Source organism: Bacillus sp. EKM206B, from assembly GCF_011066015.1.
GTDB lineage: Bacteria > Bacillota > Bacilli > Bacillales > Bacillaceae > Bacillus > Bacillus velezensis.
Genome location: NZ_JAAMNL010000006.1, coordinates 1 through 26,481 on the forward strand (window position 1 = coordinate 1; position 26,481 = coordinate 26,481).

The following is a 26,481-nucleotide window of genomic DNA, read 5'->3' on the forward strand; positions in this document are numbered from 1 at the left end:
ATTGAAAATACTCACAATGTGAAGAATACGCCTTTGTTGAAAAGTATTATTGAAGATCAGAAAGAGAGTGTTCTCAGAAAATCTGTGTCTTCAAATTTTAGTACAGGAAAAAGCAAGTATACCGCCGGTACAATGAAACATATTTATCATGGAGAAGTTAATAAACGCGGTAAAGCAGTTGGCTACCACCATGAAAGCATGATGGGTGGGAAGATTATACCAGGTACAGAAAAGAAACCTGACAAAAATGGAGTGTATATGGCGAAAGTTGAAGTCGGGTCTGTAAAAAAGATAGCGGATTCAAGTTTCTTTCCAAGAGAATGGAACCGCGCCGATGTTTTAAAAGCAATTGACGAAGCTTATCATACTAGAAAACAAGTACGTTCAAATAAGTATAGGGGAATCACTTCAACAGGAATTAAAATTGAAATGTATTTAAATAGTGACGGAACAATAGCAACTGCATATCCGTTATATAAAAAATAATCTTAAAGGTGACCGTGACACATGAAATATTCATACAGGTTTGATAAAGATCCATTTGGTGATATAAAAATAGTTTTACCAGAAGAAATCAGTCTTTTCTCTGACTTCATTGAAAATATTACAACAATAGAACAAACTGATGAGTATATAGAATACATTCAGAATGTTTTAAATGGGATACATGAGGATTTTGAAATTGATTTAAATGGCATAAATGTATTGATAAAAAAAGATGTTACCGATGTTGAAAACCCTTTTTTGATCGACGACCCTTATAAAAACTCAATAGAAACAGACCAATTTAAAGAGCTGTTATTAATATGGAGAAATAAAATTCCTGAGATATTCAAAGGTTAAGTACATTCATTATTCTACGCGGTGAAATTTGAGTGACATGTCAGACACCACTTGCCGAAAAGGTCGGAAAGTATAGTTCTGTTCTGAGTGATCCAAAAAACATTAGTAAAATAAAAAAATGGCTCTCTAATTCTGATAGTAGACCTCCTAATGCCTTAAACAAGTTACAGACAAATAAAACAACACATTGAATTCCTCAAGATAAAAGAAAGCCCTTCTCTTACGAGAAGGGCTTTATCTATGTTTTCAATAGGATAGACTGTCTTCAGTCCGTAGAAAAGCCATCGAGATTGCTCATAGTATTCCGTAAAGTACGTTCCTTTTTGACGCGTTTTCCTGTTCTATTTGCGGACATATTACCGCCTCCATTCGGTTAAGTACACCGAAATAAAAACCGCTACCTTGTCGTTGGTAGGACCGCTTCCCTGCGCCTTAATACGCCTAAGTCATCGACTAAGTCAACGCAATAAAAAACGGCTAGAAACGTTGATATAACGCCTCTAACCGCCGTGGATGATTCCGACTGGGCTCGAACCAGCGACCTCTACCCTGTCAAGGTAGCGCTCTCCCAGCTGAGCTACGGAATCATGATATGTATGTGTTGCTGGGTATGTTGTTGTCTCTCTGACATTTATAATTATATATCCTGATTTCTCATTCGTCAACACTTTTTTTATCTAAAATAAAAAAAGGGCGCGTCGCAAAATTGACGGCGCCCTTTTCGTTTATGATCTCACTTGGGCGGGGGTTATTTTTTTCAATGCCTGTTCGAAGTCCCGCTCTAAATCTTCGGCGTTTTCGACTCCGACGCTCAAGCGCAGAAGGCCGTCTGTGATGCCGCGTTTCTCCCTCTCTGCTTTTGGCATGGCGGCATGCGACATGGCTGCAGGGTATGAGAGAATGGATTCGACGGCGCCGAGGCTGACGGCAAATACCGGAAGCGATACGTTTTCGACCAGCTTTTTGACGGCTTCTTTGCTTTCCAATTCAAAGGACAGGACGGCGCCCGCTCCGCTCGCTTGCCGTTTATGGGTATCGGCTCCCGGGTGTCCGGCAAGGCCGGGATAGTAAACGTTTTTGATGGCGGGATGCCCGTCAAAATAGGCAGCCAGCCGCTCAGCCGTCCGGCTCGCTTTTTCCAGTCTGACCTGCAATGTTTTTAAGCCTCTCAATACGAGCCAGCAGTCCTGAACGCCGAGCACCGCTCCAAATGAGTTTTGCAGCTTATACAGCTGATTGCCGAGCTCTTCATCTTTTACGGCGGCAAGGCCTGACAGCACATCACTGTGTCCGCTCAGGAATTTTGTTGCGCTGTGAAGCACAATATCAACGCCGAGATCAAGCGGACGCTGCAGTGCAGGTGTCATGAATGTATTATCCAGAAAGGTCAGACAGCCGTTTTCTTTTGCAAGCTGGACAACCGCTTTAATATCAGTAATTCCAAGTGTCGGATTTGACGGTGTTTCCATATAAATGACCTTTGTGTTCGGCTGGATATTCCGCGCCACTTCGTTGATATCCGTCATATCAACAAAGGTATGTTCGATTCCGAAACGGGACAGAACCTCAGTCACCATGCGGAATGTTCCGCCGTACACATCCTCCGTGACGAGGACATGGTCGCCTTGGGATAAGAGCAGAAATGCCGTCGAAATCGCCGCCATACCGGAGCTGAAAGCAAAACCTCTCGTTCCGCCTTCAAGACCTGCGATCGTTTCCTCAAGCGCTGTTCTTGTCGGTGTGCCCGAGCGGCTGTAGTCATATGTCCCGAATTCTTCAAATGAAGACTGATGGAATGTGGAAGCATGCTGGATCGGGACGCTGACGGCTCCGGTGGCTCCGTCTGTTTTAAATGGATTGTGCACGAGCTGGGTTTCCAGCGTCCAATTTTGATTACTCATATGACACGGCCTCCTCTTTTACTTGCTGTAATGCCTGCTTGACATCCCGCTTCAAATCTTCTGCATGTTCAATGCCCACTGAAAATCTCAGCAGACGGTTGCAGACGCCGTTTGCGATACGGATGTCTTCCGGAATGTCCATGTGCGTCTGCGTCGCGGGATATGTAATAAAGCTTTCCACCCCGCCGAGACTTTCTGCGAAACAGATCGTTTTCAGCGCCTTTAAAAACGGATTGACCCATTCCTCTTTTTGCAGCCGGAAAGACAGCATCCCGCCTTTTCCGGGATATAACACGTCGGCGATTTCTTTTTCCTGTTCTAAAAATTCTGCAAGTTCACGGGCGTTTTCTTCATGACGGCGCATTCTGAGTCCGAGTGTTTTCATCCCTCTCATTAAAAGCCACGAATCAAACGGCGGGAGAACCGCGCCGATCGCATTTTGGTGATTAAACATGATCTCGCCGAGCTCTTCATCCTTAACGACAGCCAGACCGGCAAGGAGATCATTGTGCCCGGCTAAATATTTTGTGGCGCTGTGAATGACGATGTCCGCTCCCAGTTCAAGCGGGCGCTGGAGCACCGGGGTATAAAACGTATTATCCACAATTAAAAGCAGGCCGGCTTCTTTCGTAATCCGGGCAATTTTTTCAATGTCCGCCTCCTGCATTAACGGGTTTGTCGGCGTTTCAACAAATACCGCTTTCGTGTTTTCCGTTATTTTGGAGCGTAAACAGTCTTCATCGCTGAAATCATCGTAAATAAAGCTTAAGCCGTATTTTCTCCATTCGTTTTCAAACAAACGATACGTGCCTCCGTATAAATCGGAGGATACAATCAATTCATCCCCGCTTTTAAACAAAGCCATAATGGTTTGAATGGCTGCCATTCCCGAGCTGAAGGCAAATCCTCTCGCACCGTTTTCCAACACGGCGATGGCGTCTTCGACGAGCTGGCGTGTCGGGTTTTTCGTGCGCACGTAATCAAAACCTGTAGATTCTCCTATTCCTCTATGGCGGTAAGCGGTGGACAGATAAATCGGCGGACTGACCGTACCCGTTGCTTCTTCGCTTCTATTTCCGATTTGGGCTAATTTTGTATCAACATGCTGCGTCATCAGTAAGCACCATCCTTTTTCAAAAATAAAAAAGCCCCCTCTTCATAAGAAGAAGGAGCTTTTCTCTTCCTCTTATCTTCCAAGCATGTGAATCGCTTGCTGGATTTAGCACCTTGGCACTTTGCCTTCCCGCGGCAAAGCAAACCGGTTGCTGAGGTTTCAAAGGGCCAGTCCCTCCACCTCTCGTGATAAGAATATTGTTTTGTATTTTCTGATTGTTCTATATTAACGCACAATAAAATGGATTTCAACAACTTTTTATTTATCTGAACTCTCGCAAGAAGTGCATCTGAAGAAAGAAATTTCTAATAATTCATGGTACAATAGGAAAAAACCATCAAGACAAGAAGCGGCCTGGAGGAATGCGAAGTGGCATCAAAAAACGGAATCATTCATGAGAAAAAACTTTTCTCCCATGAGCTTGAAGAGGAAATGACCGTTTTGGTCTACCTGCCCGCCACCTTCTCCCCCCTGTATAAATATCATACGGTCATCGCTCAGGACGGCCATGATTATTTCAGATTAGGGAGAATCGGGCGGCAGGCGGAAGAGCTTATGTCAAAAGGGGAAATTGACCGCTGCATCATTATCGGCGTCCCTTATAAAAATGTGCGGGAGCGAAGAAACACATACCATCCAGAAGGCTCTAAGTTCGCCTCATATAAGCGGTTTATCGCCAATGAGCTCGTTCCTTTTATCGACAAAGAATACCCGACTTATCAAGTCGGATACGGCCGCACCATGATCGGGGATTCCCTCGGCGGAACCGTTTCGCTCATGACGGCGATTGACTATCCGAACATGTTTGGAAACGTCATCATGCAGTCTCCGTATGTTGACGGGCACGTGCTGGATGCCGTCCGGCAGTCGGAGGATCTCAAACAGATTTCCGTTTATCATCAAATCGGAGAAAAAGAAACCGGCGTTCACACGACGGACGGCCAGGTTCTTGATTTCACCGCGCCGAACGAAGAGCTCAAACAGCTGCTGGAAAGCAAACAGTCCGAATACACGTATGAAACCTTCGACGGGGATCATAAATGGACCTACTGGCAGCCGCTCATCACGCCGGCGCTGAAAAAAATGCTGTAACCATTCATTTAAGGAGGGAACTTTCATGAAATACGGTATTGTTTTATTTCCATCAAAAAAATTACAGGATCTCGCAAATTCGTACCGGAAACGCTACGACCCGAGCTACGCGCTCATTCCGCCGCATCTGACGGTAAGAGATCCGTTTGAAGCGACAGAACAGGAAATCGAGCAGGTCGTATCACAGCTGAGACAGACGGCGAAAGAGTCGCATCCGCTCGTTCTGAAAATCACAAAATACAGCTCGTTTTCTCCTGTGAATAATGTGATATATATGAAAGCAGAACCGACGGAGGAATTAAAATCTCTGAGTGAGAAATGCTACTCAGGAGCATTATCCGGCGAGCCGGAATACAGCTTCGTTCCGCATGTCACGGTCGGCCAGAAGCTGTCGTCAGATGAACATTCCGACGTACTCGGACAGCTGAAAATGCAGGACATTTCCCACGAAGAAGTCATCGACCGTTTTCACCTGCTCTATCAGCTGGATAACGGCTCATGGACTGTGTACGAAACATTTTTATTAGGCGGAGGAGAATAACTGCTTGGAATCCATCATCGCAAAAACTGAAAAACAGCTAAACGACGCTTTTTTCGTCAGAAAAGAGGTCTTTGTTAAAGAACAGCACGTTCCGGAAGAAGAAGAGATTGATCAATTCGAGGACACGTCAGAACATATAGTCATATATGACGGCGGCCAGCCGGTCGGAGCCGGCAGATGGCGCATAAAAGACGGGCATGGAAAATTAGAACGCATCTGCGTGATGAAAAGCCATCGTTCTTTAGGCGTCGGAGCCGTCATTATGCAGGCGCTTGAAAAAGCGGCGGCAGCCAAGGACGCCGACAGCTTTCTCTTACATGCGCAGACGCAGGCGGTTCCGTTTTACGAAAAACAAGGCTACCGCGTCACATCCGGCGAAGAATTTCTCGATGCGGGCATCCCCCATCTGGAAATGGTAAAGGAACACAAACGATAAAATCAAAAGCACTCCTGTTGATATGGCAGGAGTGCTTTTTTTATGAAAATAATACTATTTCATGAATTTTATTGAATTTTATGGAAGGTTAATGTATGTTTAGTATACGAAGTATTACAATTCATACAAAAAATACAATTCATATTTCGGAGGGATAAACATGACGGCACCAAAAGGAAAGCATATATTCGGGACTGTTAAAGTGGGCACAAAAGGACAGATTGTCATTCCTAAAGAAGCAAGAGATGTTTTCGATATAAATCCGGGGGACTCACTGCTTATGCTCGGGGATGACCAGCAAGGTATCGCACTTGTAAAACAAGAACTCTTTTTCGAATTTGCAAAAGATATTTTAAACGCTAAGCAAATCGATGAAGATAGCGAGGATGAGTAAATGCACGCGATTGAGCTGAAGCAATTAACGAAACATTATAAAGAAACCGCCGCCGTTGACCGTCTTGAGTTCTCAGTTGAGAAAGGAGAATTTTTCGCTTTACTCGGTGAGAACGGAGCCGGAAAAACGACATTAATCAGTATGCTTTGCGGACTCCTTTCTCCGGATGACGGTGATGCATCAGTGCTTGGACACAGTATTTTGACTGATTTGGATAAAATAAAACCGAAATTGAATATGTCCCCGCAGGAAACAGCCATCGCTCCTCATCTAACCGTACGGGAAAACTTAGAATTTATAGCGGGAGTCTACGGAATACCGAAAAAAGAAGCAAAAAAAAGAACGGATGAGATGCTCGAATTGTTTCAATTAAAAGAGAAAGAAAGAGCAAAAACAAAAACATTATCAGGAGGAATGCAGCGCCGCCTCAGCATCGCAATGGGAATGATCACCAAGCCGGATATTTATTTCTTAGATGAACCGACATTAGGGCTGGACGTCCGTTCACGCCGCGAGTTGTGGAAAAATCTTGAGGCATTAAAGGGAGACATGACGATTATATTAACGACACACTATTTAGAAGAGGCTGAAGCCCTGGCAGATCGTATTTGCATTTTAGAAAATGGGACTTTAAAAGCACTGGGCACGGCGGAGGCTCTGAAAAAGCAAACTCATTCAGCCACATTTGAAGATGCCTTTTTAGCGATTTGTGACGGGGAGGCGGGTCTTTATGCTTGATTTCGCCATTCGCAACCGCAAAGAAATTTTTCGTGACCCCCTGTCTATTATCCTTGGAATCGCACTGCCTGTTATTCTATTGTTTCTGTTTACGGCGATTGAAAAAAATGCGCCGCTTGATACCTTTAAAATTCAGCATTTAGCACCCGGACTCATTGTTTTCGGTTTCGCTTTCCTTACGATGTTCTCTGCATTGCTGATCGCAAAAGACAAACAGACCGCCCTTTTGACCCGTTTGTTTGCTTCCCCTTTAAAAACAGCCGATTATGTCATCGGTTATGCAATGCCGATGCTGCCGTTAGCCATTTTACAAATCGTCATTTGTTTTATCGCAGCAGCGGCTGCCGGTTTATCCGCCGAGTGGATGAATCTTCTCGCAGGTATCGCTGTCTTGCTGCCGATTGCGATGATGTCCGTTTTCTTCGGTTTATGTTTAGGGGCTGTGTTTACGGACAAACAAATTTCAGGTATCGGAACGATTTATATTACACTCGTGCAATTTCTGGGCGGGGCTTGGATGGAGGTGAGCCTGCTCGGTGACACATTCAAACATATCGCTTATGCCTTACCGTTTATTCACTCGATCGAGCTGGCCCAGGAAGTCATATCCGGAGAGTATTCTTCCTTTCATCAGCATATTTGGCCGATAGCGGGATATACCGTTTTGGCGCTTGCACTTGCTTTCCTCAGTTTTATGAAAATCAGGAAGAGATAAAAAAAGCCGGCACTCCGTAATGGGAGCGCCGGTCTTCTTTATTACGTTTCTTTCAGAAGGTTTATTGTATGCGGCAGAAGACGGGCATCCCCCGGACTGCCATGCCCCGGAACGACAATGCTGATGTCCTGATATCTTTTCATGACTTTGCGGACGGCGCGCGGCCACTGATCCGGATAAAAACCCCGAGTAGGCACGATTTCCTTTGTTTCTAAAGCCTTGATTAAGCAACCGCCGAATAAGAGCTTATCCTTAGGCAGCCAGACGGTAATATTGTCTTCCGTATGCCCTTTTCCCGGATAAAACGTTTCAATTTTCATATCGCCAAACTGCAGCTTTGTCACGTTTTTCAAATCTCCGAGCGGCCGATCATATCCCTGCTGTCGGGCGAAGTCGGCGGTCAGTTTCGTGCTGTGCACCTTTACCCCGTATTTGTACAGGGTGTTCAGACCGCCGATACGATCATCATGGGCGTGTGTCACAATGGCATCGGTCATCCTTTTGCCGGGAAACCGCTTTTTTATTTGTGTCATTAATTGCTCTGTGAGACTGTCATTCCACGGAGTATCAATCAGTACGATTCCTTTGGAAGTCTCAAGAAGCAATCCGTTCGCAGGGACGGGACTTCCGTCTGCCGTACCGGTGCTTGTATGCATCCAAACATGCGGCGCCAGCTGTGTAAGCGTGACATCTTTTGCGGCGGAGCCCTCCGCCGCGTGTGCCGGTTTCATTCCGGCAGTAAAGAGGCCGAATAGAAATAACCCCGCAATTAATAAAGAAATCCTTCTCAAATTGAACCATTCCTTTCCTCATCTTTCATATATACGCCTCAAAAAAACCCGGATATTTCCGGGCTTTTCACACGCATTGATTAATCAATCGTCCTTTTCCCATGATTTGCGGCAGACGGGAAAGAGAGCGCTTACGTTTTTCCTCATGTACTTTCTTTTCTGCGGCTGCGGTGTTTTCCTGGCGGCGCTCCACCTCTCTGTACACCCTGTCATTGGCGAGGGCGGCCGCTTTCGTAATGCCGGCGTAATCAGGCTTATAACCCGCTGCCCGGTTTGCGTATTGAGAATACTGCTGGTTTTGAATCCGTCCTGCATAAATCATATGTACCCTCCCCTTCGCTTTTCATTTCCCTTAATCTTACTTTTTGAAACGCGGTTCTTTTGTTATGATATTCTTTGTCTATCAAATGGATGAACACCTTTTAATGGGAGGACCCCTTTTTGAAATGCGCCCGACTGAATAACCGAACGATACATTTACATACATATTCTAGAGAACATTACCAATTCCTTTTTGAAGAAGCTCAGAAAGGAAATATTTTTTGCGCACATTGTGACCAGCCCGTCTTGATGCGGCTTTCGATTTTAGAGCAGCCGGCATTTTATCACCGGCAAAAGGGAGACTTCACCGCCTGTGAAAAAGCATGCGCTGCCGAGGAACCACAAGCGGAGAAAGAAAAAGAAGAGTATAAGGAAGCCGGCATGTTCCGCCTGCCGAAAGGAAAAGCGATTTCAGAGAATCCGAAACCGATCGTCTCAGAATGGAAAAGCCCGAAAAAAGTGCCTGCGGCCGAACCGTTTTCACCAACATCCGAGGCGGCTGATACATCTTTGTTCCCCGGCATCGGCCTGAACCGTGAACAGATGAAGGCAGTTACTGAAACGGACGGGCCTTTATTAGTGCTTGCCGGAGCGGGAAGCGGAAAAACAAGGGTGCTGACAGCACGCGCCGCCCATATGATTGAACACCTCGGCATTTCACCTGAAAATATGCTGCTTGTGACCTTTACGACAAAAGCCGTCGCCGAAATGAAAGAGCGGATGGCGAATGAGTACGGTCTGGCAGCCGGAAAAGTCTCCCGTCTCGTGACCGGAACATTCCACAGTTTTTTCTATAAAATACTCTATCATTATGATTCTTCAAAATGGAACGGCAGCCAGCTTTTAAAAATGGAGTGGCAAAAAGAGCAATATGTGAAAAAGGCGCTCTATGAAGAAAATTTGGATGAAAAAGAGTTTCCCGTCGACCAGGCGCTTCAGCTTATCGGCTGCTGGAAAAACACGTATCTCCCCCATGAGACCATTCCGCTTGCGGACGACTGGGAGAAAAAAGTGTACAGGCTCTACGAACATTACGAACGGCAGAAGCGGGAAAAACGGCAATTTGATTTTGATGACATGGCCCAAGGCTGTTATGAACTGTTTCAAAGCCGGCCTGATATTCTCGCGCAGTACCAAAACAGATTTTCTCATATTTTGATTGATGAATTTCAAGATATCAATCCTGTCCAGTACAACATTATGCAAATGATCGCAAGCCCAGAGAATAACCTGTGCTGCGTGGGTGATGACGACCAATCCATTTATGCGTTCCGCGGCAGCAGCCCGTCTTTCATTCTTGACTTTCAAAAGGATTATCCGGCAGCAAAGACCATTTACTTAACGGCAAATTACCGCTCGCCGCATCCAATCGTCTCAAGCGCTCATGCCGTCGTAAAGAAAAATAAAAAACGGTATGAAAAAACACTTTCTGCCGTCAAAGACGGCGTTCACAATCCCGTGATGTTTTATCCTTACGATGAAGAAGAAGAAGCGACCATGATCGTTTCGGATATGAAAGAGAAAATCCAAAACGGGGCGAGTCCTGACGATTTTGCCGTGCTTTACCGGACAAACAGCGCCGGACGGGCCATTTATGAAAGACTGCACCAATCATCGATTCCTTATCATGCCGACCGGGGCGTCCAGACGTTCTACAGCCGCAGAATCGTACGCCAGATCCTCGCCTACTTATATGCGAGTCAGAATGAAGATGATCCGGATGCGGTGAAAGACCTGCTGCCCGCCTTATTTTTAAAGCAATCCGCCCTGCAAACGTTAAAGGCGCTGTCAATTACGGAAGATTGCACGATGATTAAGGCACTGACGAAACTGCCTGACCTGAAGCCTTTTCAAATAGGGAAGATCAAGCAGATCGTTCCGTTTTTCGCAAGCATCCGGACAATGAAGCCGGTTGAAGCCATCACCTTTGCAGAAAGCAAAATGGGTTTTTCCGAGTATTTAAAAAAACGGGGCAATGAGGGAAACAAACTGGAAAAAGGCTCTGATGATCTCAGGGATGTCAAAGTGGCCGCCAAAAAATTCAAAACCATTCCCGATTTTCTTGCGCATGTCGATCATATGCGCGCCGCTGAGAATCTGAAAACCGATGAAAACGGCGTCGAACTGCTGACCATTCACCGCTCTAAAGGTCTTGAATTCAATACGGTCTATATTTTAGGCGCGGCTGACGGCTCGATCCCCCATGACTTCGCACTTGAGACGGCGAGACAGGGCGATCCCGCTCCGCTCGAAGAAGAAAGACGGCTTCTGTATGTCGCAATGACAAGGGCCATGCAGCATTTATATGTATCTTGTCCCGCGTACAGGCGGGGAAAAACAGCGCGCAGCTCAAGATTTCTCGAGCCCCTTCTTCGGACGGACAGACGAAGCGCACTCAGGATATAAAGAACCCGGCAGATCACTGCCGGGTTCTTCTCACATAAAAAGGCCTTTTTAGCAAGGCCGGCTGACGCCTATTTATTATTCAGCATTTTAGAAATGGTGCCAAAATCAAGTTTCTCTTTACCGCTTGTAATAGATTGAACGATTTTGTCTTCCAATTCTTTCGGAACACGCTTGTTAGCCAGCTGGGACACCTTCTGAATGACGCCTCTCACCGTGTTTTCATCTTTGAAATTGGCATTTTGCAATGATCCTGCAAGGTTCATGACATCCTTCATGCTGACGCCTGTTTTCTTCTCAATATTTTTGAAAAATTGATTATCCATGGTGTGCCTCCTTTTGTGGAGTAATACGATATTGTATGAATAAAGAGCGGAACATGTGCCCGTAAGACAAGGAAAAAATTCCGAGTGCCCCGTCTCTATACTCCTTCATACATCAGGGAAGCACGGGACTGAACGGTCCCGCGCTTATCCAAGGTCTTGCTAAGGTTTAGCCAAAAAAGGATGCACCGACAATGATCAGAAGGATGAACAATACGACAACAAGAACAAATGTTGAGCCGTATCCGCCTCCGACATAGCCGCCTCCGTATCCGCCGCAGCCGCCATAACCGCCGTAGCCGCCGCCGAATCCGCCATATCCGAATCCCATATCTAAGCACCTCCTTTACTCTCTATACTCTATGTGAGCGAACTTGTTTGGCTTGGATAAATGCATAGGGCCGGTGCGGATTTCATTCATTTTAGTGAGAATGCTCATTTTTCTTCAGTTTTGCTTCTGTTTCGGCGGCAAACACATCTATCCATTCCTCAAAGCGCGATCCCGCTTCATCAAACTCAGACAGCTGTTTTTCAATAGATAAGATATATTTGTCATGCTCCCGCTGGTTTTGATTGTGCCGGCGGTATTTACCGTTTATGAATGATTCAAATATATTCATAACATCCCCTCCTCCTATGATCTATGCCGAACAGAGGCCGGCGTTCGGCAAAAAACAAAAAAACCGGAAGCTCCGGTTTTTTAGAAAACGGCTATTTCGGTTTTTTCTTTTGGCCGCAGCCGCAGCCTTTTTTCTTGATTTTTTTTTCGTAAGGCTGATGCACAGTTGATTTGTATGGAGAATGTTGGGAAGGTTTGCTTGATTGACTCATGGTGATCCTTCCTTTCCTTATGTCATATATGCCAGTTTATGCCGAAGGTGACGGTAAGTTGCTGGTGGAACCGCCTTATTCCTGCAGAAGACGAGAAACCGCAGCTTCAATGATCCCGGCCGCGCCGGCTATGGCTAACAGCAAAATCAGCCATTGCGCAGCCTCGGGTACCACAATCTGGACCGCAATTAAAAAGGCGGCACACCACACGCCCGTACACCAGTAGCAGCTGAGAAGTTCACCGATAAATGCCCTGATGCCTTTTCCTTTTATGACAATGTAGGTTTCTGTCGTGCCGTCGGGTGCGGTTTCTGTTTTTTCCTCGTGAAAAAGGCTCCGAAGCGGCGCCATAATGGTGTCAAATACGAAAAGCCTGGCCAGCCGGAAAACGGCAAACGATAACAGAATAAATGAAAGCCAATTGATAACCACCTGTTCACTCCTTTTCAAAACTTGACCTCTTTATACATATGCGAAAACCCTGATCTTCATGAATCGCACCTTGTCCGGTAAAAAAATAGGTGCGGTTTAGTTGTTTTTCTTATTCCGCTCGGCGTTTCATTTGCATTATATAAAGTATGAATGAGAAAGGAGTGAAGGTTATGTCGTTTGAAGAAAAAGTCGAAACACTGCAACCGCAAATATACGAACAATTATCCAACGAATTCGAGCAGACGATCGAAGTGATTGATTGCGAAAATGTCACAATAGATACAACACATATAACGGCCGCTCTTTCTATACAAGCCTCAGTTACTACGGCGATTATCCTCGCGACACAGCTCGCGATCGCAGATGAAGACACAGCCGACCAAATAGCAACCGAACTGCTGATCCTGGATGATTGCCAAATAAAAAAGAGGACCGTCATTCAAGTCCTGAACAGCCGCAATATTAAAATCACACTGACTGCAGACGATATTATGGCCTTTGTACAAATTTTGTTTCAATTATTAAATATACTTTTTGCTGAACTAGACATCCTTTAACCTTTCTTTTCAAATATTTAAATAGAGGTGAGAACAAATGGCAGATAACGAAAAATTAAAAAAAGAACTCGAAAATCTACCAGAAGTGGATCCGCTTTTAAAGGTGCTTGTCAGCAATGTCTTCAAAAAACACGGCGTGACAAAAGATAAAATGCGGGAAATTCCTGATGAAGAAAAAGAAATGCTGATCGCATTAGTCAAAGACATGCAGGCAAAAACAGAAGCTTTTCTTGAAAGCCAAAAACAGAAAAAAGAGCAGGAAAAAGCGCAAGATCAGCAGACCAATCCGCAAACCCGCAGAGAACAATTAATCGAACAGCTCCGGCAAAGACGCCAAAATCCCGGTCAATAACTAAAAAATAGTGATTTTTATCAGGATAGATGCCTGAGTCAAAGTAAGGGGCCGGCTCATTTAATAATAGTAAAAGAAAAGGAGGAATAGATATGGAAAGCAGACCATACTCTTGGGTTGCACTTGATCCTGAATGCGAACATCCGCGAGAAGAAAAAGAAGAAAAAGAAGGCAGAAGATGTAATGTTTGCTGTAACGGACATGGATTTGGCGAAGATAATGCCTTCCTTGACCAAGACCTTGCTCAAGCGAATATTAACAAACAAGTTTCTGAAGAAGCGATTATTATCAGAGACTCTTGTGATATTAACGTAACGTCAACAGACGTTCAAGCAGTCGCTTCAGTCATGACAGCGATTAATGCAGCAGTCGTAACGGCCACTCTCACTTCAATTGCTGACGGAGTCATCGCTGAATTGGTCGCACAAGACTTATTGCAGCTAACAGCTAACAAACAAATCAACCGTCAAAAACTGCTCATCGAAAACTCCCGCGGCGTAAACGTGACAACAGTAGATGCCGATATCGCAGTTTTGATCTCAACAGCGACAAATTTACTGATTGCTGTCTTAGTCATCACCCTTGTCCTCTAAAAAGAAAAAGCAGAGCTAAAAATGCTCTGCTTTTTCTTATTTTCTCCGCATATGATGAATATATAGACGTTCACCCACACCAAGTGAGGCTCGCGTACATATGTTGTTAAAGACAAAAGTCAAATACCCTAAAAGAAGGAGCTGAAATCCATGAGCTGCGGAAAACACCATGGCCGAGATGAAAGTTGTGTATGCGATGCAGTCGAGAAGATTTTAGCAGAACAAGAGGCTGTTGAAGAACAATGCCCGACTGGATGCTATACCAATCTGTTAAGCCCGACGGTTACCGGTAAAGATACCATCCCGTTTCTCTTGTTTGATAAAAAAGGCGGTTTGTTCTCCACATTCGGGAACGTCGGAGGCTTTGCGGATGACAGCCAGTGCTTCGAGTCTATTTTCTTCCGGGCAGAAAGAGTTTGTGATTGCTGCGCAACGCTTTCAGTATTGCGCCCCGTAGATGTGCACGGCGACACCCTCAGCGTCTGCCATCCTTGTGACCCGGATTTCTTCGGTTTAGAAAAAACAGATTTTTGCATTGAAGTTGATCTGAGCTGCTTCAGCGCCATTCAATGCCTTTCACCGGATCTTGTTGACCGGCCTGAGCCGCACAAAGAGAAAAAGCATCACGGATAGTCATTGATTCGCATCTTTCCTAAAGAAGAATCCCCTTCCAACCTTCTATTACAGATGCAATCATCAGCCCGCCCGGACTTCCGGGCGGCTGACTCTCCGATATCGTTTAATCCGGTATATAAAACGTGAAGTCAGGAGGGATATTATGAGCAAGCATACAACATACTGTGTGCGTGAAGCGGTAGAAAATATTGAAGACCTGCAAAATGCGGTCGAGGAAGATTGCCCGGCCGGATGCTATTCCAACCTTTTATCGCCGGGTTTTTCATTAGGCGATACAGTGCCGTTTGTGCTTTTCACTTCTAAATCATCACCGTTTACCGCATTCGGAAATGTCGGCGAGCTGGATAACGGTCCGTGTTTTAACACCGTTTTTTTCAGAGTTGAAAGGGTCTGTGACGGCTGTGCCACATTAAGCCTGCTTATTGCTTTTGACGAGCATAAGCACATTCTTGATTTTACAGATAAAGACTCTCTCTGCGATGTATTCCGTTTAGAAAAAACGAACTATTGCGTTGAAGTCGATCTCCATAGCTTCTGCGCCATTAATTGCCTGAACCCGAGACTGATCAACCGCACACATTCTTAAATCAAAAAGCATAAAAATAAGCTGCCGGATTAAGAATTCAGGCAGCTTTTTGTATGGTTAAAATCCAAGCGGATGCAGCGAGGTAATATCGTCTATTGCGAGTTCTGCCGGCGCTCCGTTGCTTGTCGTCCGCAGGAAGATCGCATTATTTTTTCTGCCGACGATTACGCCTCTGTAGGTTTTCCCGTTGGCTTCTATCAGACAAAGGGTCCGCGGCATATTATGCGGCAGCTTCGTTAAGAAATCAATTTTTTCAAGAATGGACATTCTGCTCATCGGCTTTTTCACGCGCTTTGGCGGAACCTTTTCCTCTGGGGCGGCATTGTGAACCGCTTCAGGCTCTTTTTCAGCGGTATCAGACTCTTTTTTAGCGGCGTCGGGCTTGGCAGTGTCCTGCTCCGCTTGCGCCGGAACTTCTTGAACGGCTTCTTCTGCGCGGCTGTGCTGTTCAGGTACTTGCTTTTCTGGTTCGACAGCCACTGCTCCTTCAGGCTGAGTTTGACATTCTTCCTCCCGCTTTCCATGCATCGGCTCTTCTTCCGGCGGCTGAGGCGCTTTCCTTTTTTTGATTAATATGTCCTGCATTGATGATTGCGTGTCTGAATAATCCGCCTGAACAATATACATGAGCGGTTTTTTTTCCGCGTTTCTGTTTTGTTTTGACATCTTCATCCCTCCGATTCTGTCATGTTTTATTTATATGACGGAATGATTAAAATCAGAAGAAAGAAAAAAGCAATCCCTGAAAGGGACTGCTTGTTATTTAACGTGCGGTAATATGGAATCCTGAATCAACGTGAAGATTTTCGCCCGTGATGCCTCTTGACAGGTCACTGAACAAGAATGCAGCCGTGTCGCCCACTTCTTCAGGTGTTGTCGTGCGGCGCAGCGGCGCGCGCTCTTCAATTTCTTTCAGGATGGAGTTGAAATCACTGATTCCTTTTGCAGACAGCGTACGGATCGGTCCTGCTGAAATGCTGTTGACGCGGATGTTTTCTTTTCCTAGGTCAGCGGCTAAATATCTGACGCTCGCATCAAGAGACGCTTTTGCCACACCCATTACGTTATAGTTTGAAACGACGCGCTCTCCGCCGAGGTAAGTGAGTGTAACGATGCTTCCGCCTTCAGTCATAATCGGACGCGCCGCTTTTGCGACCGCTGTCAGAGAGTAAGAACTGATGTTATGCGCAAGCAGGAATCCTTCGCGGTTCGTATTTAAATATTCGCCGACAAGCTCTTCTTTGTTTGCGAACGCGATGCAGTGCGCGATGCCGTGAATCACGCCGACCTGCTCTTTAATGCTCGCAAAGCAAGTTTCAATCTCAGCGTCATTTGTCACATCACACGGAAGGATGATGGAATCATTTCTTTCTAATGTAGCCGCAAGGTCATGAACTGATTTTTCCAAGCGCTCTCCCGCGTAAGTGAAAATGAGGCGCGCTCCGGCTTCATGCAGCGAACGGGCGATTCCCCATGCGATACTGCGTTTATTGGCAACGCCCATCACAACGATGTTGCGGCCTTCAAGTGAGAAATTCATATGTATAAAGCCTCCTGTAATCGTCTTAAAGACATAGTTTTAGTACCTGATCTTAATTTTTATCATATCATAACCTTGTCCAGATTGAAAGCATGGGAAAAAGACCGCGGATATTGAAGCGGTCTCTTTTTTATCTCGTCTGCAGACTGTTCCTTTTAAAGGCAAAATGATTGGTCGGGCCGTGTCCCTCTCCAATGCCGAGCGTATGTTCCACGGCTTCCCGCACAAAATTGACGGCTGTCTCAAAGGCGGTCTGAATGTTTTTCCCCTTTGCCGTTTCCGCCGTCAGCGCGGCTGCGAACGTGCAGCCTGTTCCGTGGGTGTGTTTGGTGTCAATATAGGCGTGGCTGATTTGGGTAAAAGACGAACCGTCAAATAATAAATCAACGATCCTCCCTTGTTCAGGCTGGTGTCCGCCTTTTATGATGACATGCTTTGCACCAAGCTTGCAAAGGCGTTCGGCCGCTTTTTTCCGGTCCTCAAACGTGCGGATTTCCATTCCCGTCAATACCTCAGCTTCCGGAACATTCGGCGTCACCGCATAGCTGCGCGGAATTAACAGCTCTTTTAACGCGGCCTGAGATTCCTCACGCAGCAGGGAAGCGCCTCCTTTGGCAATCATGACGGGGTCCGTGATGAGATGATCAAGCCCGTACTGATCCGTTTTTTCCGCAATTTCCGCAATCATTTCTGCGCTCCACAGCATTCCCGTTTTTACAGCGTCAGGCCGCAAATCTTCCGCCACCGCGTCAATCTGGCTGCCCAGCGCTTCCCGGGTGAGCGGATAAATGCCGTGAACGCCCAAAGTGTTCTGGGCGGTTACCGCTGTAATGGCTGACATTCCGAAAACGCCGAGCTCCTGAAAGGTTTTGAGATCCGCCTGTATACCGGCGCCGCCTCCTGAATCTGATCCGGCAATCGTCAATGCTTTGCATATGCTCATGATGTTTTTCTCTCCTTTCGCATTATCCGATCCATTTATGATAAAAGGATTTCGCTCTGCTGATATCACTTGTGCCATGTATTAATGCTCTGCCGTCACGAAACAGTACCATCTTGAAATTGTCTGTGCAAAACGAAATTAAATACGGGTTGGCTGAAACATCAAGCCCTGTCCGTCTGAGCTGTCCCGCAAGTTTTTGCAGATCAAACTGTTCAGAGATCCCCGCTCTGATCTGCACCGTGTTCCGCCCGCACAGAACCGCCGCTTTTGTCTGATTTTCATAGGATAAAAACGGATAATCGTTCGTGCCGCAGCTTGGGCAATCAGCCGACCTAAGACGGGCGACGTTTATTTCTGACCGTTCATTTTTCCATAAATCAAAGGAACGGAGAACATGCTCGATAGATCCGCCCGTTAACAGTTTCAGCGCATCTGCTGCCTGAAAAACGGCCGTCTGCAATACAGCCGGGCTGATGATTCCCGCCGTATCGCATGTCATACCGCCTAAAGGCAATGTCTCAAGCAGACAATGAAGGCACGGCGTGACACCGGGAATGACGGTAAAAGAGAGCCCGTAGCTGCCGACACAGGCGCCATACAGAAAGGGAATCCCTTTCTGCACAGCCGCATCATTCACAATCAGCCTCGTTTCAAAGTTGTCGGCGGCATCCACGATGAGGGAGGCGTCACGAATCAATCCAGGTGCATTTTCCGCAGTGACATCCATGACAAATCCCTCGACCTCTACATCACTATTTATAGATCGAAGCCGTTTTTCAGCCGCCGCGGCTTTCGGCATTTCCTGTCTGACATCGTCTTCGGTATAAAGCTGCTGGCGCTGGAGATTACTCCACTCCACATAATCTCTGTCAGCGATCGTTACCTTCCCGACTCCTGCTCTGACAAGCATCTCCGCACTTGCCGTCCCAAGCGCACCCGCGCCGATAATCACGGCATGAGACGACCGGAGCTTCTCTTGGCCGGAGGGACCGATCGGCTGAAACAGCTCCTGTCTGGAATATCTGTCCGTCATACCGGAAGACCGTCTCGCGGACTGCTTGCAGTTCCGTAATCTTTCACCGGAATTCTCCCGGCTTCATAAGAAAGACGGCCCGCTTCTACGGCAAGCTTCATCGCCCGGGCCATCTTGACCGGATCATCAGCGCCTGACACAGCGGTATTTAACAGCACGCCGTCAGCTCCGAGCTCCATCGCGTAGGCGGCGTCTTTTGAAGATCCGACGCCGGCATCGACAATGACCGGCACCTTCGCCTGTTCAATGATAAAGGATAGATTCAGCGGATTTAAAATTCCCTGACCGGAACCGATCGGCGAAGCGCCCGGCATAATGGCATGCACTCCGAGCTCCTCAAGACGTCTTGCGAGCACAACATCATCTGACGTATACGGAAGCACGATAAATCCCTCTTCGAGCAGCTGTTCTGATGCTTTCAGCGTTTCAACCGGATCAGGCAAAAGTGACCGGCTGCATCCGATGACTTCTACTTTTATCATGTCACAAAGCCCTGAAGCTTTGGCAAGCCTTGCGATTCGGACCGCCTCTTCAGCCGTTGCGGCGCCGGCCGTATTCGGCAGAAGCGTGTATTTAGACAAATCAAGCTGTTCAAGAAAGTTAGGCTGAGACTCTTCAAAGATGTTCATCCGCCTTACCGCAAAGGTTAAAATATCTGATTCCGAGACAGCCACCGCCTCTTTCTGAATCTCAAAACTCGGATATTTTCCCGTTCCTAACAGCAATCTTGACTGAAACTGTTTTCCGCCTATCGTTAACATCCTCATCCGCCTCCTACAAAATGGACAATTTCTATGACATCGCGGTCACACAAACTCGTATTTTCATAATTCTTTTTTTCAATGATTTCTTTATTTCTCTCCACAACTACGATTCTTTGATCAAGGTGGTACGATTCAAGCAAATCCTGAACCGTCCCCTCATTTCGATTCCAATCAATTTGTTTTCCGTTCAGCTGAAGGATCATATATGAACAGCCTCCTTGCGATCAATTCGAAACGCTTCTTCCCATTCCTTTTTAATCTGTCTTTCCAGGATCATATCCCGCACCATTTCAGCCGTTGCCGGCGCCAACAGGATGCCGTTCCGAAAATGGCCGGCAGCGAAGATGATGCCGCTGTCTTCAGGATGCCGCCCAATAAACGGTTTTCCGTCTCTTGTTCCCGGCCTGAGACCCGCCCAAAACCGGTCTATTTTCATATGTTCGATGGCGGGAAGCATGGTTTTCGCTTTTGCAATGACGGCCTCAATTCCTCCGATGTCAGGCGTATCGCTCCAGTCGTCCTGTTTCATCGTGGCGCCGATGACAAGCCGGCCGCTTTTTCTCGGGACGACATAACAATGATCATGGTAAAGGGTTTTGGTCAGCGGGATATCGTCATTCCACACGGAAAGGCATTCTCCTTTCACAGGAAAAAAAGGCTGTCTCAAGCCGAGCTGGCTGAAAAACCGGCCGCTCCATACCCCGCTTGCAACTGCGACTTTGTCAGCATAGACATCCCCGCCGGATGTTGTGATGCAATATTCTCCGTTCACCCGTTTTACGGAGGTGACTTGTGTATGCTCATTTATATCAGCGCCATAGCGCCGCGCCCCTTTTGCATACGCTTTGCAGACATAGTACGGTTCGACATGGACATCGTCTTTTATAAAACTTGCGCCGAGAATGTCTTTTGAAGCGTAAGGCTCTTTTTCAAGGGCATCTTCCGCTGAAAGCCAGGTGACGGAAGGCAGATCATCCATCTTCCGTAGACGGGCGATATCTTCTTCGGTATACGCCAGTTTAAGCATTCCGCCGTTATGGCGCCTGATGTCAATGCCGCAAGCTTCCTCAAGCTCTTGCCCCGCCGCTTCATACAGCCTTTGACTGTACATGGCAAAATCAAAAAACGCATCCCGGTTTTCACATTCCGCATGAGCGCCCAGCATTCCCGCGGCAGCGCTTGTCGTTTTTCGGCCGACTTCTCCGGCTTCAAGCAAGACAATGTTCTGCTGCGTCTTCGCCAGCTCATAAGAAATGGCGCACCCGATAATTCCGCCGCCGATCACCGCCGTATCATAGTGCTTCTTCATAATCGGCCTCCCTTACCGCGCGTGCATACCGCTTTGCCGCCTCCTCAGGATTTTCAGCTGAGAAAATACCTGACATGACGGCAATTCCGTCCGGTTTCGCCTGCTTTGTGTGTCCGATCGTCTGCAGTGTCATTCCGCCGATTGCGATGACGGGGATGGAAAGCGTGCGTTTGATCTCTGAAAGCAGGCTGATGCCTCTTGCTTCAAGTCCTTGTTTACATTCGGTTTCAAATACATGGCCGAACACCACATAATCCGCATCTTCCTTTTCAGCTTGGATGGCTTCTTTCAGCGAATGAACCGAACGTCCGATATGAAGATGGGGAAATCTGTTTCGCACCTGCTTTACGGAAAAGCTGCGGGACGGAAGCTGAACACGGTGTATATTGGCAAAAAGCGCGATATCCGCCCTGTCATTGATGATCAATTTGTCCTTATCCGCACCGCCCTTTTTCAAAAGGGTCAAAAGCTGCATGATCTCTCCCGCTGTTTTATCCCGCTCACGGATATGGATAAAGCTTACTTCGCGCTGAATCGAAAGAATATCTTCGGCCAGCTCGGCAACGGATTTGCGATTATCAGTTACCGCGTGCAGCTCCAAAAGATTCCACCTCTTTTCCGCCCTTCTCGGACCAGCCTTCTTTTTGATAGGCCATTCCCCAAAATTGATATTCATAATAGCTTGAAATTACAAAATTCTCTTTCATTTTCGCACGGATGTCCTCTGTGCTGTTTTCAGCAATCTCGTCAAAACGGCTGATCTGTTCTTCGACTTGCTGTCTGAACCAGTCTCCGCCGTATGTACCGATCCATTTTTCATAAATCGGATGCTCCGGTTTGCACTCCTTTAAGTGTTCGCCGACTTCATAATAAAGCCAATAACAGGGCAGAAGCGCAGCTAATATTTCTCCAAAATTGCCGCTCATCACCGATCTGTACATATGAGACGTATAAGAATAGGCGGTCGGTGCCGGTTTAAATGCCGCACGCTCTTCTTCCGTAATCCCTAAAAGCTCCGTAAACTCGCGGTGCAGCGCCATTTCCGCTTCATATGTCCCTTGAGCGTGGCCCGCCATCCTGCCCGTCGTAAACAAGTCTTCGGCATATGCGGCGCCGAACGCCTGAACTTTTGCAAAATGCGTCAAATAGTAGGAATCTTGCAGCACGTAATAGCTGAAACGGTCTATCGGCAGGCTTCCGTCACCGATTCCCGTTACAAACGGATGAACAAAACTTCCGTCCCACCATTCGGCAGCCGCCAGTCTGCATTCTTCAGAAAATGTCATCATGTCTTCCCCCCTGATAAAATAAAAAAACCACTTTCCCGCATCGGAAAAGTGGTTTGGAATTTAAATGGATAAAAGGAACCCCAAAAAAATACCGCTCCACTTCCCTACGCAGGTCTGAACCTGTTCAAGTTATGAGGGTCTAAAAGTCTCACTTTTATCTCAGCCCTTATGAAGGACACCCCTAGTGGTCATACGATTAATGATTTATTTGTTATGCCTTCTATATTATCACGAATTGCAATTTGGTCAAGCTTCAAGGATTTTTCTCAGTTCCGACACGTAGTTGCGCGAGCCCGTGACGATGAGACGGTCTCCTGTTTTCAGCCGTGTGTCTCCGTGCGGAACGATGCTGTCCACACCTCTGAAAATCCGGACGAAAATCACATCGCCCATCAGCGGAAATTCCCGCAGAATGATGCCGTTATACGCCGGGTTTTCCAGATTGATCTGATATAACGAAGACTCCTCATTCGTCAGGAGGCTCATCACGCCCGGCGCCTCAATTAATGCGCGCAAGAGCGTCTTTGTAGACAGAAGGATAGAAAAAATACTGATGCCCTCTTCTTTCAGTTTTGTTTCATGCTCAACCGAGCCGACGCTTGCGATGATACGCTCAGTCCCTTTCTCTTTCGCTATTAAGGCGATTTCGGCGTTCACATCTTCATTTCCCGTCGCCACGACAAGAATATCCGTTTTGAAAATACCGTGCGACTCAAGCGTGCCGGGCTCGTAATCAGAAATCGTGTCAACCGAAAAAACGGATTCCGCAAGCGTTTCCCCGGCATTTTCCTGATACACATGGACGACCCGTACTTCATATTCCTCATCGGGCAATTCCAGCGTAACCGGAAGTGTCATTTGGTTGGCGCCGATAAATGTAATGCGCTTTTTTTCCTGCGGCGCACTTTGCCGTTTGTATAATTTCTTAAAGCCGATCGGCGTGATGATGCTGGCAATAACCGCAACTAAAGTCAGCGCGCCGGACATATTGGCGCTGATAATGTGGAGCCTTTCTCCGATCGTAGCCGCCGCGATAACAAGCGACAGCGTGGACGTCAGCAAAAAGCCCGAAGCAAACACGGTTCTATTGTCATACCATTTCTTTAAATAAAACACCGGGAACATTTTGCTGATAAACAGCGCAATCAGAAGCAGCGGAATCATCGTTAATGTTTTCGGATCTTGGAAGAGCGTCCAAATGTCCAATTTCACCCCGACCATGACGAAAAAGATCGGAATTAAAAACCCGTAGCCGAAGGAATCCAGCTGTTCCACCATTTCTTTATTCGGAGACAGAAGCGATACCAGAACGCCTGCCAAAAACGCGCCGAGAATATTTTCCGCCCCGAGAGATTCCGATAAAGCGACAAGCACGATAATCAGTGTGAAAATGGCTCTCGTGCCGATCTGCACGGTGCCTTTAGACATCGACTGCACAAATGAACGGTGTTTAAAGATCCTGCCGAAGAAATACAGCACGACCCCCGCGGCAAAGAGAATCAACAGAAGCCACATATTTCCGCTGTCTTCTCCGTAAAGAGAAGAGAAGAAAGCGAGCAGAATCATCGTAGCCAAGTCCGCGATAACGGCGACAAGCAGGATGATCTGGCCGATATTGGAGTTCATGATCCGTTCTTCCTTTAAAGTCGGGACCACCACACCGAGTGATATCGTCGAAATAATAAGCGTCATTAAAAATGCGTTTTGAATAAAACCGGCTAATACAAAGGCATAGGACAGCAGCAATGATAAAATAAAGATGCCGAAAAAGATAATCAGTGCGGCAGAAAACGTGTTGGGCGCTTCCTTGCCATTCGGAAGGAATTGTTTTTTCTTCCCTTTCTCAAATGAAGAAAAATCAATTTCCAAGCCGCTTAAAAACATTAAAAAGATAAAGCCGAGAACAGACAGCGTCTCCAGCCACGTGTCTCCCTGAACGACAAGATTCAGGCCGCTTTTTCCGATGATAAGCCCCATGATGATCTCCGCGACGACGACGGGGATGCTGAGCTTAAACCGATGTAAAAGGAGCGGCGTCAAAAAAGCGACGATCAGAACGACGACTAAAGATGCGACTGATGTGTGTTCCATTCGTAAATACCTCCTTAAAACAAGGGTTATAAAAGCCCGCTTAAAGCGGGCGAAACCTTACTTTTTTTTAAAAACATAACGCATATTCTAACAAGGCTGAACGCGAAAAAAAAGTGATAAGGCTTTATTTCTTTAATTCTTTTTTTAATTTGTGCAAAAACAGCGTAATTAGGTATAGGAATTAGCCCCATAATAAATAAAAAACCGTTAATAAGGAGGCTGACACGAATGGCTTATGACATCATCAGCGATATACACGGATGTTATGACGAAATGATCGCGTTAATGCAAAAGCTCGGATATGAAGTCAAAGACGGAACGCCCGTTCATTCTGAAGGCAGGACGCTTGTCTTTGCGGGGGATTTAACGGACAGAGGCCCAAAATCCGTAGAAGTGATGCGTTTTGTGGCAAAAGCATATGAAAAAGGAGCCGTCCGTTATGTCCCGGGAAATCATTGCAACAAACTGTACCGTTACTTAAAAGGAAACCCCGTAAAAGTGATGCACGGACTGGAAACGACGGCAGCCGAACTGAAAGAGCTGTCTCCCGCCGACAGAACGGAAGTCTCCAGACAATTCATCCGCTTATATGAGTCAGCGCCGCTTTATGACATTATTCATAATGGCGATCTCGTTGTCGCCCACGCCGGCATAAAAGCTGACGATATCGGTAAATACTCGCGTAAGGTAAAAGAATTTGTTCTGTACGGCGATATCACGGGTGAAACGTATCCCGACGGCAGACCCGTCAGAAGAGACTGGGCCGCCGCTTATGAAGGCAAGGCATGGATTGTTTACGGCCATACCCCGGTAAAACGCCCACGGATCGTCAACCGTACAATCAACATTGATACAGGATGCGTCTTCGGCAATCAACTGACAGGCTTTCGCTTTCCGGAGCATGAAACCGTCTCTGTGGAAAGCTCAATGCCCTATGATGCTTCACGATTTCGCGAGGATCACGGAAGGCAGGCATGAAAAAAAGCCCGAAACCGGCAAACGGTTCGGGCTTTACATGTGTTCAATTAATGTTTTCATATCGTCAGGCACCGGAGCGTGAAAAACGAGCGTTTCTCCGGTCATGGGGTGTACGAATGAAAGCCGCTCACTGTGAAGAGCCTGCCGCGCAATTCCCTCATTTTTTCCGCCGTACAGTGTATCACCGACTAACGGATGGCCGAGGTAGCTCATGTGCACCCGGATTTGATGCGTCCGCCCCGTTTCCAGCCGCAGGGCTGCAAGCGTAAACGCATGTCCCTTTTTTTCCGTTTGAAAATGCGTCACCGCTCGTTGTCCCTCCGGCGTTACCATCCGCTCAATAATACTGTCGTGTTTTCTTCCGATGGGCGCGTCCACCGTTCCTTCCTTCTGTAGCATGATCCCGTGTACGACAGCGAGATACCGCCTGCTGATAAGCCCCTTCTTCTGCGCTGCCGACAAAAGAGAATGGGAAAGCCGATGTTTGGCGATGAGCATCGCCCCCGATGTATCCCTGTCAAGGCGGGTGACAAGATGAACCGTTGATTGCACACCGCTTTTTCGGTAGTGGCTGATCACTCCGTTAGCGATGCTCTCCGACGGGTGTTCTCTTGATGGAATTGAGGAGACATACGGCTGTTTATTGACCACAAGCACATGGTCATCTTCATAAAGAATATCAAGCGGAACCGGCTCAGGCAAAAGCGTTTCACTCACATGCTCCTTCGGAAATTCAATCTTAAGCACGTCTCCTTCCGCTAACACGGCGCGGACGGTTACATGCTCTCCGTTCACAAGCAGGTCTCCCCCGCCGAATTTAATGTCAGCGAGAAGCCGCTTTGAAATGCCGAGCAGAGCCGTATATTCTTTTACCGTCATGCCGGCTTCCCGGGCAGTCATGTTCTTTTGGATAAAAAAGTTGTCCAATCCGTTTC

34 protein-coding genes, 1 tRNA gene and 2 riboswitches are annotated in these 26,481 nt (G+C 46.8%); of the genes, 15 read left to right on the forward strand and 20 right to left on the reverse strand.

The window, feature by feature from the left end; genetic code table 11:
* Both G9F50_RS12305 and G9F50_RS12310 read left to right on the forward strand, forming a co-directional pair.
* A partial coding sequence (locus tag G9F50_RS12305; RefSeq protein ID WP_260398087.1) for an EndoU domain-containing protein occupies window positions 1-486 on the forward strand: 486 nt, incomplete at its 5' end.
* Between the two features lie 21 nt (window positions 487-507).
* The gene (locus tag G9F50_RS12310; RefSeq protein ID WP_060562175.1) at window positions 508-843 is read left to right on the forward strand and encodes a hypothetical protein; all 336 of its coding nucleotides are present in this window, start codon (window positions 508-510) and stop codon (window positions 841-843) included.
* Between the two features lie 514 nt (window positions 844-1,357).
* Here G9F50_RS12310 and G9F50_RS12315 read toward each other — a convergent pair.
* The 3 genes from G9F50_RS12315 to G9F50_RS12325 form a co-directional block, all read right to left on the reverse strand.
* Window positions 1,358-1,430: transfer RNA gene (locus tag G9F50_RS12315), tRNA-Val, on the reverse strand.
* 138 nt (window positions 1,431-1,568) lie between these two features.
* Window positions 1,569-2,744 (reverse strand): cystathionine beta-lyase, encoded by a 1,176-nt coding sequence (gene metC / locus G9F50_RS12320; protein ID WP_025649595.1) that lies wholly within the window; start codon window positions 2,742-2,744, stop codon window positions 1,569-1,571.
* Entirely contained in the window at window positions 2,737-3,858 is a 1,122-nt protein-coding gene (locus G9F50_RS12325) for a methionine biosynthesis PLP-dependent protein (RefSeq protein ID WP_060562174.1), read from the reverse strand. The genes metC and G9F50_RS12325 overlap by 8 nt, the downstream gene beginning before the upstream one ends.
* Window positions 3,859-3,927: 69 nt before the next feature.
* A riboswitch (SAM riboswitch) is annotated at window positions 3,928-4,053 on the reverse strand.
* A 174-nt stretch (window positions 4,054-4,227) separates the two neighbouring features.
* Between G9F50_RS12325 and G9F50_RS12330 the strand changes: the two genes are divergently transcribed.
* The 6 genes from G9F50_RS12330 (at window position 4,228) to G9F50_RS12355 (ending at window position 7,774) form a co-directional block, all read left to right on the forward strand.
* Window positions 4,228-4,950 carry an esterase family protein gene (locus G9F50_RS12330; RefSeq protein ID WP_007409075.1) on the forward strand — a complete coding sequence of 241 codons (723 nt, stop codon included), beginning with the start codon at window positions 4,228-4,230 and terminating at the stop codon, window positions 4,948-4,950.
* 25 nt (window positions 4,951-4,975) lie between these two features.
* A complete protein-coding gene (locus G9F50_RS12335) occupies window positions 4,976-5,491 on the forward strand; it encodes a YjcG family protein (protein WP_003154969.1) in 516 nt (171 codons plus the stop codon).
* Window positions 5,492-5,495: 4 nt separating this feature from the next.
* Window positions 5,496-5,927: a GNAT family N-acetyltransferase gene (locus G9F50_RS12340; protein ID WP_060562173.1), complete on the forward strand. Its 432-nt coding sequence runs from the start codon at window positions 5,496-5,498 to the stop codon at window positions 5,925-5,927.
* A 160-nt stretch (window positions 5,928-6,087) separates the two neighbouring features.
* Window positions 6,088-6,321, forward strand: a complete 234-nt coding sequence (locus tag G9F50_RS12345; protein WP_007409078.1) for an AbrB/MazE/SpoVT family DNA-binding domain-containing protein — start codon at window positions 6,088-6,090, stop codon at window positions 6,319-6,321.
* Entirely contained in the window at window positions 6,322-7,059 is a 738-nt protein-coding gene (locus tag G9F50_RS12350) for an ABC transporter ATP-binding protein (RefSeq protein ID WP_007409079.1), read from the forward strand. It begins immediately after the preceding gene.
* A complete protein-coding gene (locus G9F50_RS12355) occupies window positions 7,052-7,774 on the forward strand; it encodes an ABC transporter permease (protein WP_060562172.1) in 723 nt (240 codons plus the stop codon). Before G9F50_RS12350 ends, G9F50_RS12355 begins: the two co-directional genes overlap by 8 nt.
* A 41-nt stretch (window positions 7,775-7,815) precedes the next feature.
* Here the strand turns inward: G9F50_RS12355 and bla are convergent, their stop codons facing one another.
* Both bla and G9F50_RS12365 read right to left on the reverse strand, forming a co-directional pair.
* Entirely contained in the window at window positions 7,816-8,565 is a 750-nt protein-coding gene (gene bla / locus G9F50_RS12360) for a subclass B1 metallo-beta-lactamase (protein WP_060562171.1), read from the reverse strand.
* A 67-nt stretch (window positions 8,566-8,632) separates the two neighbouring features.
* The gene (locus tag G9F50_RS12365) at window positions 8,633-8,887 is read right to left on the reverse strand and encodes a hypothetical protein (RefSeq protein ID WP_060562170.1); all 255 of its coding nucleotides are present in this window, start codon (window positions 8,885-8,887) and stop codon (window positions 8,633-8,635) included.
* A 119-nt stretch (window positions 8,888-9,006) separates the two neighbouring features.
* Here G9F50_RS12365 and G9F50_RS12370 point away from each other — a divergent pair, with 119 nt between their 5' ends.
* Window positions 9,007-11,292: an ATP-dependent helicase gene (locus tag G9F50_RS12370; RefSeq protein WP_032874483.1), complete on the forward strand. Its 2,286-nt coding sequence runs from the start codon at window positions 9,007-9,009 to the stop codon at window positions 11,290-11,292.
* Window positions 11,293-11,360: 68 nt separating this feature from the next.
* On the opposite strand, the gene spoVIF is transcribed toward G9F50_RS12370, so the two are convergent.
* From spoVIF to G9F50_RS12390, 4 genes are all read right to left on the reverse strand, one after another.
* Window positions 11,361-11,615: a sporulation-specific transcription regulator SpoVIF gene (spoVIF, locus tag G9F50_RS12375; RefSeq protein WP_003154986.1), complete on the reverse strand. Its 255-nt coding sequence runs from the start codon at window positions 11,613-11,615 to the stop codon at window positions 11,361-11,363.
* Window positions 11,616-11,781: 166 nt separating this feature from the next.
* Window positions 11,782-11,943: a YjcZ family sporulation protein gene (locus tag G9F50_RS12380; protein WP_007610678.1), complete on the reverse strand. Its 162-nt coding sequence runs from the start codon at window positions 11,941-11,943 to the stop codon at window positions 11,782-11,784.
* 91 nt (window positions 11,944-12,034) lie between these two features.
* A complete protein-coding gene (locus G9F50_RS12385) occupies window positions 12,035-12,232 on the reverse strand; it encodes a hypothetical protein (RefSeq protein WP_012117306.1) in 198 nt (65 codons plus the stop codon).
* 286 nt (window positions 12,233-12,518) lie between these two features.
* On the reverse strand, window positions 12,519-12,875 hold the full coding sequence (locus G9F50_RS12390; protein ID WP_015239585.1) for a DUF1360 domain-containing protein: 357 nt from the start codon (window positions 12,873-12,875) through the stop codon (window positions 12,519-12,521).
* 170 nt (window positions 12,876-13,045) lie between these two features.
* Between G9F50_RS12390 and G9F50_RS12395 the strand changes: the two genes are divergently transcribed.
* The 5 genes from G9F50_RS12395 to cotZ all read left to right on the forward strand — a co-directional run bounded on the left by G9F50_RS12395 (window position 13,046) and on the right by cotZ (window position 15,599).
* Window positions 13,046-13,432, forward strand: a complete 387-nt coding sequence (locus G9F50_RS12395) for a spore coat protein (protein WP_003154992.1) — start codon at window positions 13,046-13,048, stop codon at window positions 13,430-13,432.
* Window positions 13,433-13,469: 37 nt separating this feature from the next.
* Window positions 13,470-13,784 (forward strand): hypothetical protein, encoded by a 315-nt coding sequence (locus G9F50_RS12400; RefSeq protein WP_015239584.1) that lies wholly within the window; start codon window positions 13,470-13,472, stop codon window positions 13,782-13,784.
* Between the two features lie 92 nt (window positions 13,785-13,876).
* Window positions 13,877-14,377: a spore coat protein gene (locus tag G9F50_RS12405; protein ID WP_015239583.1), complete on the forward strand. Its 501-nt coding sequence runs from the start codon at window positions 13,877-13,879 to the stop codon at window positions 14,375-14,377.
* A gap of 150 nt (window positions 14,378-14,527) precedes the next feature.
* Window positions 14,528-15,010 (forward strand): CotY/CotZ family spore coat protein, encoded by a 483-nt coding sequence (locus G9F50_RS12410; RefSeq protein WP_060562169.1) that lies wholly within the window; start codon window positions 14,528-14,530, stop codon window positions 15,008-15,010.
* 145 nt (window positions 15,011-15,155) lie between these two features.
* A complete protein-coding gene (cotZ, locus tag G9F50_RS12415) occupies window positions 15,156-15,599 on the forward strand; it encodes a spore coat protein CotZ (protein ID WP_003154997.1) in 444 nt (147 codons plus the stop codon).
* 57 nt (window positions 15,600-15,656) lie between these two features.
* Here cotZ and G9F50_RS12420 read toward each other — a convergent pair whose 3' ends face one another.
* From G9F50_RS12420 to G9F50_RS12465, 10 genes are all read right to left on the reverse strand, one after another.
* On the reverse strand, window positions 15,657-16,265 hold the full coding sequence (locus G9F50_RS12420; protein WP_060562168.1) for a CotO family spore coat protein: 609 nt from the start codon (window positions 16,263-16,265) through the stop codon (window positions 15,657-15,659).
* 97 nt (window positions 16,266-16,362) lie between these two features.
* Complete coding sequence (gene fabI, locus G9F50_RS12425) at window positions 16,363-17,139, reverse strand: enoyl-ACP reductase FabI (RefSeq protein ID WP_003155001.1); 777 nt, start codon at window positions 17,137-17,139, stop codon at window positions 16,363-16,365.
* A gap of 130 nt (window positions 17,140-17,269) precedes the next feature.
* Window positions 17,270-18,082, reverse strand: coding sequence for a bifunctional hydroxymethylpyrimidine kinase/phosphomethylpyrimidine kinase (gene thiD, locus G9F50_RS12430; RefSeq protein WP_052827264.1), 813 nt, complete (start codon window positions 18,080-18,082; stop codon window positions 17,270-17,272).
* A gap of 22 nt (window positions 18,083-18,104) precedes the next feature.
* Window positions 18,105-19,115 carry a thiazole biosynthesis adenylyltransferase ThiF gene (thiF, locus tag G9F50_RS12435; protein WP_060562167.1) on the reverse strand — a complete coding sequence of 337 codons (1,011 nt, stop codon included), beginning with the start codon at window positions 19,113-19,115 and terminating at the stop codon, window positions 18,105-18,107.
* Complete coding sequence (thiG, locus tag G9F50_RS12440) at window positions 19,112-19,882, reverse strand: thiazole synthase (RefSeq protein WP_007610655.1); 771 nt, start codon at window positions 19,880-19,882, stop codon at window positions 19,112-19,114. The genes thiF and thiG overlap by 4 nt, the downstream gene beginning before the upstream one ends.
* Window positions 19,879-20,082, reverse strand: coding sequence for a sulfur carrier protein ThiS (gene thiS / locus G9F50_RS12445; protein ID WP_060562166.1), 204 nt, complete (start codon window positions 20,080-20,082; stop codon window positions 19,879-19,881). Before thiS ends, thiG begins: the two co-directional genes overlap by 4 nt.
* Complete coding sequence (gene thiO / locus G9F50_RS12450) at window positions 20,079-21,188, reverse strand: glycine oxidase ThiO (RefSeq protein WP_060562165.1); 1,110 nt, start codon at window positions 21,186-21,188, stop codon at window positions 20,079-20,081. The genes thiS and thiO overlap by 4 nt, the downstream gene beginning before the upstream one ends.
* Window positions 21,172-21,789, reverse strand: a complete 618-nt coding sequence (gene tenI / locus G9F50_RS12455) for a thiazole tautomerase TenI (protein WP_060562183.1) — start codon at window positions 21,787-21,789, stop codon at window positions 21,172-21,174. Before tenI ends, thiO begins: the two co-directional genes overlap by 17 nt.
* Window positions 21,767-22,474, reverse strand: coding sequence for a thiaminase II (tenA, locus tag G9F50_RS12460; RefSeq protein WP_007409099.1), 708 nt, complete (start codon window positions 22,472-22,474; stop codon window positions 21,767-21,769). Before tenA ends, tenI begins: the two co-directional genes overlap by 23 nt.
* An 87-nt stretch (window positions 22,475-22,561) precedes the next feature.
* Window positions 22,562-22,670, reverse strand: a riboswitch (TPP riboswitch).
* Between the two features lie 53 nt (window positions 22,671-22,723).
* A complete protein-coding gene (locus G9F50_RS12465; RefSeq protein WP_060562164.1) occupies window positions 22,724-24,568 on the reverse strand; it encodes a monovalent cation:proton antiporter family protein in 1,845 nt (614 codons plus the stop codon).
* A gap of 228 nt (window positions 24,569-24,796) precedes the next feature.
* Between G9F50_RS12465 and prpE the strand changes: the two genes are divergently transcribed.
* Window positions 24,797-25,546, forward strand: a complete 750-nt coding sequence (prpE, locus tag G9F50_RS12470) for a bis(5'-nucleosyl)-tetraphosphatase PrpE (RefSeq protein WP_060562163.1) — start codon at window positions 24,797-24,799, stop codon at window positions 25,544-25,546.
* A gap of 33 nt (window positions 25,547-25,579) precedes the next feature.
* Here prpE and G9F50_RS12475 read toward each other — a convergent pair whose 3' ends face one another.
* Window positions 25,580-26,473 carry an RluA family pseudouridine synthase gene (locus G9F50_RS12475; protein ID WP_060562162.1) on the reverse strand — a complete coding sequence of 298 codons (894 nt, stop codon included), beginning with the start codon at window positions 26,471-26,473 and terminating at the stop codon, window positions 25,580-25,582.
* Window positions 26,474-26,481 lie beyond the last annotated feature (8 nt).

Coding starts and splice junctions, on each gene's coding strand:
- G9F50_RS12310 (WP_060562175.1), top strand. CDS start 508: ATGAAATATTCATACAGGTTTGATAAAGATCCATTTGGTGATATAAAA.
- metC (WP_025649595.1), bottom strand. CDS start 2,744: ATGAGTAATCAAAATTGGACGCTGGAAACCCAGCTCGTGCACAATCCA.
- G9F50_RS12325 (WP_060562174.1), bottom strand. CDS start 3,858: ATGACGCAGCATGTTGATACAAAATTAGCCCAAATCGGAAATAGAAGC.
- G9F50_RS12335 (WP_003154969.1), top strand. CDS start 4,976: ATGAAATACGGTATTGTTTTATTTCCATCAAAAAAATTACAGGATCTC.
- G9F50_RS12345 (WP_007409078.1), top strand. CDS start 6,088: ATGACGGCACCAAAAGGAAAGCATATATTCGGGACTGTTAAAGTGGGC.
- G9F50_RS12350 (WP_007409079.1), top strand. CDS start 6,322: ATGCACGCGATTGAGCTGAAGCAATTAACGAAACATTATAAAGAAACC.
- G9F50_RS12355 (WP_060562172.1), top strand. CDS start 7,052: ATGCTTGATTTCGCCATTCGCAACCGCAAAGAAATTTTTCGTGACCCC.
- G9F50_RS12365 (WP_060562170.1), bottom strand. CDS start 8,887: ATGATTTATGCAGGACGGATTCAAAACCAGCAGTATTCTCAATACGCA.
- spoVIF (WP_003154986.1), bottom strand. CDS start 11,615: ATGGATAATCAATTTTTCAAAAATATTGAGAAGAAAACAGGCGTCAGC.
- G9F50_RS12380 (WP_007610678.1), bottom strand. CDS start 11,943: ATGGGATTCGGATATGGCGGATTCGGCGGCGGCTACGGCGGTTATGGC.
- G9F50_RS12385 (WP_012117306.1), bottom strand. CDS start 12,232: ATGAATATATTTGAATCATTCATAAACGGTAAATACCGCCGGCACAAT.
- G9F50_RS12395 (WP_003154992.1), top strand. CDS start 13,046: ATGTCGTTTGAAGAAAAAGTCGAAACACTGCAACCGCAAATATACGAA.
- G9F50_RS12400 (WP_015239584.1), top strand. CDS start 13,470: ATGGCAGATAACGAAAAATTAAAAAAAGAACTCGAAAATCTACCAGAA.
- G9F50_RS12405 (WP_015239583.1), top strand. CDS start 13,877: ATGGAAAGCAGACCATACTCTTGGGTTGCACTTGATCCTGAATGCGAA.
- G9F50_RS12410 (WP_060562169.1), top strand. CDS start 14,528: ATGAGCTGCGGAAAACACCATGGCCGAGATGAAAGTTGTGTATGCGAT.
- cotZ (WP_003154997.1), top strand. CDS start 15,156: ATGAGCAAGCATACAACATACTGTGTGCGTGAAGCGGTAGAAAATATT.
- G9F50_RS12420 (WP_060562168.1), bottom strand. CDS start 16,265: ATGTCAAAACAAAACAGAAACGCGGAAAAAAAACCGCTCATGTATATT.
- fabI (WP_003155001.1), bottom strand. CDS start 17,139: ATGAATTTCTCACTTGAAGGCCGCAACATCGTTGTGATGGGCGTTGCC.
- thiD (WP_052827264.1), bottom strand. CDS start 18,082: ATGAGCATATGCAAAGCATTGACGATTGCCGGATCAGATTCAGGAGGC.
- thiF (WP_060562167.1), bottom strand. CDS start 19,115: ATGACGGACAGATATTCCAGACAGGAGCTGTTTCAGCCGATCGGTCCC.
- thiG (WP_007610655.1), bottom strand. CDS start 19,882: ATGAGGATGTTAACGATAGGCGGAAAACAGTTTCAGTCAAGATTGCTG.
- thiS (WP_060562166.1), bottom strand. CDS start 20,082: ATGATCCTTCAGCTGAACGGAAAACAAATTGATTGGAATCGAAATGAG.
- thiO (WP_060562165.1), bottom strand. CDS start 21,188: ATGAAGAAGCACTATGATACGGCGGTGATCGGCGGCGGAATTATCGGG.
- tenA (WP_007409099.1), bottom strand. CDS start 22,474: ATGACATTTTCTGAAGAATGCAGACTGGCGGCTGCCGAATGGTGGGAC.
- G9F50_RS12465 (WP_060562164.1), bottom strand. CDS start 24,568: ATGGAACACACATCAGTCGCATCTTTAGTCGTCGTTCTGATCGTCGCT.
- prpE (WP_060562163.1), top strand. CDS start 24,797: ATGGCTTATGACATCATCAGCGATATACACGGATGTTATGACGAAATG.